Source organism: Cryptosporangium phraense (assembly GCF_006912135.1).
Lineage (GTDB): Bacteria > Actinomycetota > Actinomycetes > Mycobacteriales > Cryptosporangiaceae > Cryptosporangium > Cryptosporangium phraense.
This window is the reverse complement of the sequence record NZ_VIRS01000001.1, coordinates 488,666-497,015: the sequence shown is the minus strand read 5'-3', so window position 1 is coordinate 497,015 and position 8,350 is coordinate 488,666. Positions and strand designations below refer to the sequence as shown.

Here is an 8,350-nt window from a genome sequence, read left to right as displayed (position 1 = left end):
GTGGCTTGAAGGCCCGGAATGTCGTCAACCCGCGCCCGCCCACAGTCAGCAACCCCCCACCCACCCCCCAGCCTGCGGTGGTTCGCCGCATAGCGTAAGGAAAAGAATGAAACGGAAAGTGATCGTCGGCGGGATCCTCACCGCGGTGCTGGCGCTCGCCGCCTGCGGCGGCGGGGGTGGCGACGGCGGGTCGGGGACCGGGGACGCGAGCGCGCAGATCCAGGTGGGATCGCTGTACGAGCCGTCGAACCTCGACAACACCAACGGTGGGGGCCAGGGCGTCACCGAGGCGTTCAACGGGAACGTGTACGAGGGGCTGTTCAAGCTCACCGACGACGGCAAGGTCGAGCCGTTGCTCGCCACCAGGTATGTCGTGAGTCCGGACGGGCTGACCTACACGGTGACGCTGCGCGATGGGGTGAAGTTCCACTCCGGCAAGTCGCTGACCTCGGCCGACGTGAAGTACAGCATCGAGAAGGTGACCGCCGAGAAGTCGCAGTCGGCGCGCAAGAGCAGCTTCGAGGTCATCAAGTCGATCGCGACGCCGGACGCGAAGACGGTCGTCGTGACGCTGTCGTCGAAGTCGATCTCGTTCGTGTACAACCTGAGCTACATCTGGGTTATCAACTCGGACGCGAAGAACCTCGACACGTCGGAGGACGGCACCGGTCCGTACAAGCTGACGGCCTGGAAGCGCGGCTCGACGCTCACGCTGGCGAAGTTCGACGGGTACTGGGGCGACGCTCCGAAGAACAGCGGGGTCGTCTTCCACTACTTCACCGAGGCGACCGCGCTGAACAACGCGCTGCTGACCAACCAGGTCGACGTGGTGACGTCCGAGCAGTCGCCGGACGCGCTGAAGCAGTTCGACAACGCCGACTACAAGATCAGCAACGGCAAGTCGACGACGAAGCTGCTGCTCGCGTTCAACGACAAGGTGGCGCCGTTCAACAAGGTCGAGGTGCGCAAGGCCGTGACCTCGGCGATCGACAACAAGAAGCTGCTGTCGTCGATCTGGGGCGAGTACGGGACGCTGATCGGGTCGATGGTGCCGCCGACCGACCCCTGGTACGAGGACCTGACCAAGGCCAACCCGTACGACCCGGCGCTGGCCAAGCGCGAGCTGGCCGCGGCCGGCCTGCCGAACGGGTTCTCGTTCACGCTCGACACGCCGAACTACGACCCGCACCCGACCGCGGCGACGTTCATCAAGTCCGAGCTGGCCAAGGTCGGCATCACGGTCAAGATCAACGTGATCACCGCCGACGAGTGGTACACGAAGGTCTACAAGAACCACGACTTCGTCGCGACGATGCAGGAGCACGTCAACGACCGGGACGTGGTCTGGTACGGCGACCCGACGTTCTACTGGGGCTACGACAACCCGCAGGTGACGGCGTGGGTGAAGCAGGCCGAGCAGTCGTCGACGACCGATGAGCAGACCGCGTTGCTGAAGAAGGTCAACGCGCAGATCGCCGCGGATGCCGCGTCTGACTGGCTGTACCTGTACCCGCAGATCGTGGTCGCCTCCTCCAAGCTGTCGGGATATCCGGTCAACGGGTTGAACTCGCAGTTCTACGCGTACGGGATCACGAAGAGCTGATGACCCGGTATCTGCTCCGGCGACTGGCCTTTCTCGTCGTCTCGCTGTTCCTGGCGAGCGTCGTGCTGTTCCTGCTGCTGCGGCTGCTGCCGGGGGATCCGGCGAACGCGCTGCTGTCGGTGGGGGCCACGCCGGAGCAGATCGCGGCGGCCCGGCACCAGATCGGGACGGACCGACCGCTGGTCGAGCAGTTCCTGCCCTGGCTCGGTGACCTGGTGACGTTCTCGTTCGGGACGTCGTTCGTGTCGTCGTTGCCGGTGGGGCCGGAGATCGCGTCGCGGTTGGCGGTGACGGTGCCGTTGACGCTGCTGGCGTTCGTGCTGGCGCTGGTGATCGCGGTGCCGGTCGGGTTCGTCGCGGCCTGGAGGTCGCGGACCTGGTACGGAACGCTGTTGTCGGGGGTGTCGCAGCTGGGCATCGCGGTGCCGGCGTTCTGGATCGGGATCCTGCTGGTGACGGTGTTCGCGCTGCAGTGGCGGGTGTTCCCGGCCGGGGGGTTCCCGTCGTCGGACTGGGCCGTTCCTTCCGAGGCGTTGCGGTCGTTGACGTTGCCGGTCGTCACGATCGCGCTGGTGATGTCGGCGTCGCTGATCCGGTACGTGCGGTCGGCGACGCTGGACGTGCTCGGGTCGGACTATCTGCGGACCGCGCGGTCGCTGGGGTCGTCGTTCTTCGGGGCGGTGTGGCGGCACGGGGTGCGCAACGGGTCGGTGCCGGTGGTGTCGATTCTCGGCATCGAGCTGGCGACGACGTTCCTCGGGGCCGTCGTGGTGGAGAGCGTGTTCGCGTTGCCGGGGCTCGGGTCGATGCTGACGAAGGGGATCGCGCAGCACGACTACCCGGTGATTCAAGGGGTGCTGTTCGTGAGCACGCTCGGGGTGCTGGTCGTGGGGTTGCTGGCTGACCTGGCCCAGCGGTTGATCGATCCTCGGCTGCGGGCCGGAGCGGTCTCGTGAGCGCGGTGGCCGGGCCGGTGGCGGTGGTGGCGGCCGGGGGGCGGCGGTCGCGCGGGCGGTCGGTGGCTCTGTGGGTGGGCGCGGTGCTGGTGGGCATCGTGGTCGTCGTCGCGGTGCTGTCGCTCTTCTGGACGCCCTACGCACCGGACGACACGACCGGCGGGCGGCTGACCGGGCCCTCGTCGGCGCACTGGCTGGGGACCGACAAGCTCGGGCAGGACCTGCTGACCCGGCTGATGATCGGGGCCCGGATCGCGCTGGAGACCGGCGCCGGGGCGGTGCTGCTCGGCGCGCTGCTGGGCATCACCGCCGGCCTGGCGGCCGGGTTCGCCCAGCGCTGGCTCGACGACACGCTCGCCGCGCTGCTCGACATCCTGATCGCGTTCCCGACGCTGCTGCTGGCCATGCTGGTCGTCGCCGCGCGGGGAGCGTCGCTGGCGTCGGCGGTACTGGCGATCGGGCTGGCGATGTCGGCGATCGTCGCCCGGCTGACCCGGATCCTGGTCAAGCGCGTGCTGGCCCAGGACTACGTCACGGCCGCCCGCACCTCGGGGACGTCGTGGGGCCGGGTGGTCGTCGAGCACGTGCTGCCGAACATCTGGCCGACGCTGATCGTGAACCTGGCGCTGCAGTTCGGGCTGGCCGTGCTGGCCGAGGCGTCGCTGTCGTACCTCGGGCTCGGGCCGCCGCCGCCCAACGCGTCCTGGGGACAACTGCTGCAGGAGGCCCAGGCGACCGTGCTGACCGCACCGCTGGGGGCGCTGGCGCCCGGCGTCGCGCTGGTACTGCTGGTGGTGGGCGTCAACCTGGTGGCCGACGGGCTGCGTGACGTGGCCGACCCGACCCGGCGGAGGGCGCGATGACCGCGGTGCTGTCGGTGTCGGGGTTGTCGGTGCGGGCCGGGGACCGGGAGCTGGTCTCCGACGTGTCGTTCTCGGTGGACGCCGGAGAGCGGCTCGGGCTGATCGGCGAGTCGGGGTCGGGCAAGTCGTTGACGGCGCTGGCGGTGCTGGGGCTGCTTCCGGAGGGGCTGACCGCGTCGGGGAGCGTGCGGCTGGGCTCGACCGAGGTGATCGGGGCGTCGGATCGGGCGTTGACTCGGGTGCGCGGGTCGTCGGCGGCGATCGTGTTCCAGGAACCGCTGACCGCCCTGGATCCGCTGATGCGGATCGGGTCGCAGGTCGCGGCCCCGCTGAAGCGCTTCGGGTCGCGTCGCGGCCGGCCGGCGGTCCTCGACGCGCTGGCCGAAGTGAAGCTGGACGACCCCGAGCGGATCGCCCGGGCTTACCCGCACCAGATCTCGGGCGGGCAGCGGCAGCGGGTGGCGATCGCGATGGCGCTGGCCTGCCGTCCGGCGCTGCTCATCGCCGACGAACCGACGACCGCGCTCGACGTCACCGTGCAGGCCGACGTGCTGACGCTCCTCGACGGGCTGGTGCGCGACCGGGGGATGGGCCTGCTGTTCATCAGCCACGACCTGGCCGTCGTCTCGAAGGTCACCGACCGGGTCGTGGTGCTGGAGCACGGGGTCGCGGTCGAGCGCGGGGTGCTGACCGATCTGCTGCGGGCGCCGCAGCACCCGTACACCCGGTCGCTGGTGGCCGCCGCGCGCACGCTGGATTCCGCTCTGGAGTGGTCATGATCCTCGAGGCCCGAAACGTGGGGTTCGCCTACCGCGGTGGGGCGCCGGTGCTGTCGGACGTGTCGGTGGGGGTGACCGAGGGGCGCAGTCTCGCGCTGGTGGGGGAGTCCGGGGCGGGCAAGACGACGCTGCTGCGCCTGCTGCTCGGGCTGGCCCGGCCGACCTCAGGGGCGGTGCTGTTCGAGGGCGCGGACCTGCGGGCGGCCGGGCGGGCGTTCCGGCGGTCGGTGCAGACGGTCTTCCAGGACCCGTACTCGTCGCTGGATCCCCGCCAGCGGGTCGGCCGGATCGTGTCCGAGCCGCTGCGGTCGCTGCGTCTGCCGGGCAGCGTCGAGGCGGCGCTGGACGCGGTCGGGCTCCCGCCGGACGTGGTGGATCGCTACCCACACGAGTTCTCCGGCGGTCAGCGTCAGCGGATCGCGATCGCTCGGGCGATCGTGTGCGAGCCGCGCGTGTTGCTGGCCGACGAGCCGGTCAGCGCGCTCGACGTCTCGACGCGCGTCCGGATCGTGGATCTGTTGGGCTCGCTCCGGGAGGAGCGGGGGTTGACGCTGGTGATGGTGTCGCACGATTTGGCCGTCGTGTCGACGCTGTGCGCGGAGACCGTGGTGCTGGAGCGGGGGCGGATCGTGGAGCAGGGTGACACCGGGCAGGTGCTCGGTGCGCCGTCGCATGCGTATACCCGGAAGCTCGTGGCGAGTGTGCCGAGGCTGCCTGCGGTTTGAGCCGGTTTTTCCTGAGCTGGTGGCCGGGTGCGGCCGGCCGCCGGCTCAGCGGGTGAGTTCGGAGATGCCGAGCAGCAGGCGGTCGACGTGCTCCTCGGTGGAACCGAGGCCCACGCTGGCGCGAACGGCGCTCAGGCCGAGATCCGCGCCGACCCGGGCGGACGCGTCCTCGAGCAGGCGACGCGACAGCGGGTGGGCGCAGAACAGCCCGTCCCGGACCCCGATGCCGTGGTGGGTCGCCAGGTGCGCCGACACGTCCGACGCGGCCACGCCGGCCACCGCGAAGCTGACGATGCCGACCCGGTCGTGCCCGGCCGGGAACGTCCGCAGCTCGCCGACGCCCGGCAGTGCCTCCAGGCCGTCACGCAGCCGCTGGACGAGCTTCTCCTCGGCGGCCGCGAGCGCCGGCCGGTCGGCCGTGCTCAGCGCGTCGCACACGGCGGCGATCGACACCGCGCCGACGAGGTTGGGCGTGCCGGCCTCGTGGCGGGCCGGTCCGGAGTTCCAGTCCACCGCGTACGAGACCTGGCCGTTGGACGCGTGGGCGGCCACGAACGCGGTCGCGCCCCCGCCGACCAGGTACGGCTCGGCGCCGTCGAGCCAGTCGGCCCGGCCGGCCAGCACGCCGGCCCCGAACGGTGCGTACAGCTTGTGGCCGGAGAACGCGAGGTAGTCGACGTCGGACTCGGAGAGTGACACCGGGCGGTGCGGCGCGAGCTGAGCGGCGTCGACCGCGATGCGTGCGCCGTGACGGTGGGCCACCTCGGTCAGCAGGTCGAGCGGCCACACCTCGCCGGTGACGTTCGACGCGCCGGTCACCGTCACCAGGACCGGGCCGTGCAGGCCGGCCAGTGCGGCGTCGAGGCCGTCGACGGCCTCGCCCGCCGAGCGGGGGACCGGCAGCGAGACCGCGGACGAACCCCAGGGCAGCAGGTTGGCGTGGTGCTCGCCGGCCCAGCCGACGACCGTCGTGTTGGCCGGGAGCGACCGGGCCAGCAGGTTCAGCGCGTCGGTCGTGTTGCGGGTGAAGACGACGTAGTCGTCGGGCCGGGCGCCGACGAAGTCGCCGATCGTCTGGCGGGCGCGCTCGTAGGCCAGCGTGCTGCGCTGGGACGCGGCCCCGGCGCCGCGGTGCACGCTCGCGTACCAGGGGAGCGCCTCGTTGACCGCGTCCGCGGCGACGGCCAGGCAGGGCGCGGTGGCCGCGTAGTCGAGGTTGATGTGATCACTGATAGTGCCATCGGCGAGCGTCACGGTCAGGTCGCTGCCGAGGACGGTGAGGGCTGAGGTGCCCGGGGGGCTGGTGGGATCGCTCACCAGCGTGACCCTATGTGGTCGTGACCAGCCCCGGGGACCGCCGTTCAGCTCTCGCCCGTTGACAGTCGGATGAACGATACGTACAACGTACGTGAGGCGTACGCAGTACGTACCGAGGAGCCGTCATGACCTTGACCAGCGATCCTTCCCTCGCGAAGAGGCCCGGCCCGGTTCAGGCCGAGCTGCTCGCGGCCGGGGCCTGGTCGGCCCGGCACGGCGTCGCCCGCTTCGCGCTGAGCCGCGCGCGCAAGCAGGGTGACCTGCAGGCCCAGCTGTTCACCGACCCGGCGGCCCGGGCCGATCCGTTCCCGATCTACGCCCGGATCCGCTCGCGCGGCCCGGTGGTGCGCGGGAAGTTCATGGCGACGACGGCCAGCCACGCGGTCGCCGACGGGGCGCTGCGCAGCGACGCGTTCGGCGTCGTCTCCGATCCGGAGGCGCTGCCGCCGCTGGCCCGCTGGCTGATGACCCGGCCGAACCGGACGGTCGGCCCGGTGACGCCGCCGTCGCTGCTCGCGGTGGATCCGCCCGACCACACCCGGTACCGGAAGCTGGTCTCGAAGGTGTTCACCGCGCGGGCGATGGCGGCGCTGCGGCCGCGGGTGGCGTCGCTGGCCGACGAGCTGCTGGACGGGCTCTCGGGCCGCTCGGACATCGTGGGCAGCTACGCCAGCCTGCTGCCGGTGACGATCATCGCGGAGATCCTCGGCGTGCCGGCCGACATGCGGTCGCAGTTCGTCGCCTGGGGGAGTACGGCGGCTCCGGTGCTCGACGTCGGGCTGTCGTATCGGGAGTACCGGCGGGTCGACCGGGCGATCCGGGAGCTGAACGGGTGGATGTCCGGGCACTTCGCCCGGTTGCGCCGTTCGCCGGGGGACGACCTGTTGAGCCGGCTGGTGCAGGAGGAGGAGTCGCTCACCGAGACCGAGCTGCTGGCGATCGCCGGGCTACTGCTGGCGGCCGGGTTCGAGACGACGGTCAACCTGATCGGGAACGGGGTGTCGCTGCTGCTCGCGCATCCCTCACAGCTTGCTCTGCTGCTGGCCGAGGGGGGTTGGGACAACGCGGTCGAGGAGATCCTGCGGTACGAGTCGCCGGTGCAGAACACCGCCCGCCGGGCGTTGCGTGACACGGAGGTCGCCGGCGTGCCGGTGCGGGCCGGGACGTTCCTGTCGATCCTGATCGGCGGCGCGAACCGGGATCCGGCGGTGTTCGCCGACCCCGAGCGGTTCGACGTCCGGCGGGCGAACGCCCGGGAGCACCTGGCGTTCTCCAGCGGCGTCCACTACTGCCTGGGTGCGTCGCTGGCCCGGATCGAGGGCGAGGAGGCGTTGCGCCGGCTGTTCGAGCGGTACCCGGACCTGACCGCGGCCGGCCGTCCCCGGCGACGCCCGACCCGGACGCTGCGCGGCTTCGACGAGTTGCCGGTGGCGTTGCATGCGTGAGGCTCCGGAACCGGTGGTGCGTGCGGTCCTCACCCGCGGGCGCATCGTGCACGCGGCGGTCGCGCTGCTCGAACGGCACGGGCCCGAGGCGCTGTCGATGCGGGCGGTGGCGGCCGAGCTCGGCGTCGCGGTGATGTCGCTGTACAACCACGTGCCGAACAAGGCCGCGCTGATGGAGGGCGTGGCGGAGTACGTGGTGGCGGGGCTGGACGAGGTTCCGTTCGTGGACGACTGGCGGGACGAGACGCGGGCGCTGGTGCGCGCTTTTCGGGCGGCGGCCCACGAGTACCCCCATGCGATGCGGGTGGTGTTGTCGCACTCGATCGAGAGCACGGCGGCGTCGCGGCTGGCCGAGCGGTCGCTCGCGCTGGCGGCCCGGGCCGGGTTCCGCGGGGCGGTCGCGGTCCGGATCGTGCACGCGTTGATGGCGTACGCGGTGGGGTCGCAGTTGCAGGCGCTCTGGCTGGGGCAGCTGCTCGACCGGGTGGCCGACATCGAGGTCGACCCGGCGCGGTTCCCGCACGTGGTGGCGTCGGCGACGGCGCTGCTGGCGCACGATCCGGAGGCCGATTTCGAGTTCGGGCTCGATCTGTTCATCTCGGCGATCGACGCCCTCCCGCGGGGAACTGGTTGAACCAGTGGACCAGATGCGCTTACGCTGG

General features: G+C 71.3%; 8 protein-coding genes. 7 read left to right on the top strand and 1 reads right to left on the bottom strand.

Annotation, left to right across the window (positions count from 1 at the left end; genetic code table 11):
* The first annotated feature begins 106 nt into the window (after window positions 1-106).
* Genes FL583_RS02310 through FL583_RS02290 form a run of 5 tightly spaced genes read left to right on the top strand, consistent with a single transcriptional unit; the run spans window position 107 to window position 4,926 of the window.
* Entirely contained in the window at window positions 107-1,603 is a 1,497-nt protein-coding gene (locus tag FL583_RS02310; RefSeq protein WP_142702732.1) for an ABC transporter substrate-binding protein, read from the top strand.
* Window positions 1,603-2,559, top strand: coding sequence for an ABC transporter permease (locus tag FL583_RS02305; protein WP_142702731.1), 957 nt, complete (start codon window positions 1,603-1,605; stop codon window positions 2,557-2,559). The genes FL583_RS02310 and FL583_RS02305 overlap by 1 nt, the downstream gene beginning before the upstream one ends.
* A 5-nt stretch (window positions 2,560-2,564) precedes the next feature.
* Window positions 2,565-3,422, top strand: coding sequence for an ABC transporter permease (locus FL583_RS02300; RefSeq protein ID WP_142702778.1), 858 nt, complete (start codon window positions 2,565-2,567; stop codon window positions 3,420-3,422).
* Window positions 3,419-4,201 carry an ATP-binding cassette domain-containing protein gene (locus FL583_RS02295; protein ID WP_142702730.1) on the top strand — a complete coding sequence of 261 codons (783 nt, stop codon included), beginning with the start codon at window positions 3,419-3,421 and terminating at the stop codon, window positions 4,199-4,201. Before FL583_RS02300 ends, FL583_RS02295 begins: the two co-directional genes overlap by 4 nt.
* Complete coding sequence (locus tag FL583_RS02290; RefSeq protein WP_170323439.1) at window positions 4,198-4,926, top strand: ABC transporter ATP-binding protein; 729 nt, start codon at window positions 4,198-4,200, stop codon at window positions 4,924-4,926. Before FL583_RS02295 ends, FL583_RS02290 begins: the two co-directional genes overlap by 4 nt.
* A gap of 45 nt (window positions 4,927-4,971) precedes the next feature.
* On the opposite strand, the gene FL583_RS02285 is transcribed toward FL583_RS02290, so the two are convergent.
* Window positions 4,972-6,246 (bottom strand): aminotransferase class V-fold PLP-dependent enzyme, encoded by a 1,275-nt coding sequence (locus FL583_RS02285; protein ID WP_420843112.1) that lies wholly within the window; start codon window positions 6,244-6,246, stop codon window positions 4,972-4,974.
* A gap of 122 nt (window positions 6,247-6,368) precedes the next feature.
* On the opposite strand from FL583_RS02285, the gene FL583_RS02280 reads away from it, so the two are divergent.
* Complete coding sequence (locus FL583_RS02280) at window positions 6,369-7,688, top strand: cytochrome P450 (protein ID WP_142702728.1); 1,320 nt, start codon at window positions 6,369-6,371, stop codon at window positions 7,686-7,688.
* Window positions 7,681-8,322, top strand: coding sequence for a TetR/AcrR family transcriptional regulator (locus tag FL583_RS02275; RefSeq protein ID WP_142702727.1), 642 nt, complete (start codon window positions 7,681-7,683; stop codon window positions 8,320-8,322). Before FL583_RS02280 ends, FL583_RS02275 begins: the two co-directional genes overlap by 8 nt.
* The last annotated feature ends 28 nt before the right edge of the window (window positions 8,323-8,350 follow it).

Excerpts from the sequence above, each read along its gene's own strand:
- FL583_RS02310 (WP_142702732.1), top strand. The coding sequence starts at position 107 with ATGAAACGGAAAGTGATCGTCGGCGGGATCCTCACCGCGGTGCTGGCG.
- FL583_RS02305 (WP_142702731.1), top strand. The coding sequence starts at position 1,603 with ATGACCCGGTATCTGCTCCGGCGACTGGCCTTTCTCGTCGTCTCGCTG.
- FL583_RS02295 (WP_142702730.1), top strand. The coding sequence starts at position 3,419 with ATGACCGCGGTGCTGTCGGTGTCGGGGTTGTCGGTGCGGGCCGGGGAC.
- FL583_RS02290 (WP_170323439.1), top strand. The coding sequence starts at position 4,198 with ATGATCCTCGAGGCCCGAAACGTGGGGTTCGCCTACCGCGGTGGGGCG.
- FL583_RS02280 (WP_142702728.1), top strand. The coding sequence starts at position 6,369 with ATGACCTTGACCAGCGATCCTTCCCTCGCGAAGAGGCCCGGCCCGGTT.
- FL583_RS02275 (WP_142702727.1), top strand. The coding sequence starts at position 7,681 with ATGCGTGAGGCTCCGGAACCGGTGGTGCGTGCGGTCCTCACCCGCGGG.